The organism is Streptomyces tamarix (genome assembly GCF_032423885.1).
GTDB classification, from domain to species: domain Bacteria; phylum Actinomycetota; class Actinomycetes; order Streptomycetales; family Streptomycetaceae; genus Streptomyces; species Streptomyces tamarix.
This window is the reverse complement of sequence record NZ_JAWCTQ010000104.1, coordinates 1-917: the sequence shown is the minus strand read 5'-3', so window position 1 is coordinate 917 and position 917 is coordinate 1. Positions and strand designations below refer to the sequence as shown.

Sequence of the window (917 nt, the reverse complement as noted above, 5' to 3'; positions counted from 1 at the left end):
ATGACCGCCATTTCTCTCGGCATGCCGTCCGTTCCGACCCGGCTGGCCGAGCGCCGGAAGAGTCGGCAGATTCAGGTCGGTTCGGTTGCGGTGGGTGGTGACGCGCCGGTGTCGGTGCAGTCGATGACCACGACGCGTACGTCCGATGTGGGTGCGACGTTGCAGCAGATCGCGGAGTTGACCGCGTCGGGTTGTCAGATCGTGCGGGTGGCGTGTCCGACGCAGGACGATGCGGACGCGTTGGCGGTGATCGCGCGGAAGTCGCAGATTCCGGTGATCGCGGACATTCACTTCCAGCCGAAGTACGTGTTCGCCGCGATCGAGGCGGGGTGTGCGGCGGTGCGGGTGAATCCGGGGAACATCAAGCAGTTCGACGACAAGGTCAAGGAGATCGCCCGGGCGGCGAGGGACCATGGGACGCCGATCCGGATCGGGGTGAACGCGGGGTCGTTGGACCGGCGGTTGTTGCGCAAGTACGGGAAGGCGACGCCGGAGGCGTTGGTGGAGTCGGCGTTGTGGGAGGCGTCGCTGTTCGAGGAGCACGGTTTCCACGACATCAAGATCTCGGTGAAGCACAACGATCCGGTGGTGATGGTCAATGCGTATCGGCAGTTGGCGCAGGCGTGTGACTATCCGTTGCATCTGGGGGTGACGGAGGCGGGTCCGGCGTTCCAGGGGACGATCAAGTCGGCGGTGGCGTTCGGTGCGTTGTTGGCGGAGGGGATCGGGGACACGATCCGGGTGTCGTTGTCGGCGCCGCCGGTGGAGGAGGTGAAGGTCGGGATTCAGATCCTGGAGGCGTTGAACCTGCGGCAGCGGCGGTTGGAGATCGTGTCGTGTCCGTCGTGTGGGCGGGCGCAGGTGGATGTGTACCGGTTGGCGGATGAGGTGTCGGCGGGGTTGGAGGGGATGGAGGT

At 65.5% G+C, this 917-nt stretch carries 1 protein-coding gene; it reads left to right on the top strand.

The features are described 5' to 3' along the window. A partial coding sequence (gene ispG / locus RND61_RS32460) for a flavodoxin-dependent (E)-4-hydroxy-3-methylbut-2-enyl-diphosphate synthase (protein ID WP_315881756.1) occupies positions 1-917 on the top strand: 917 nt, incomplete at both ends.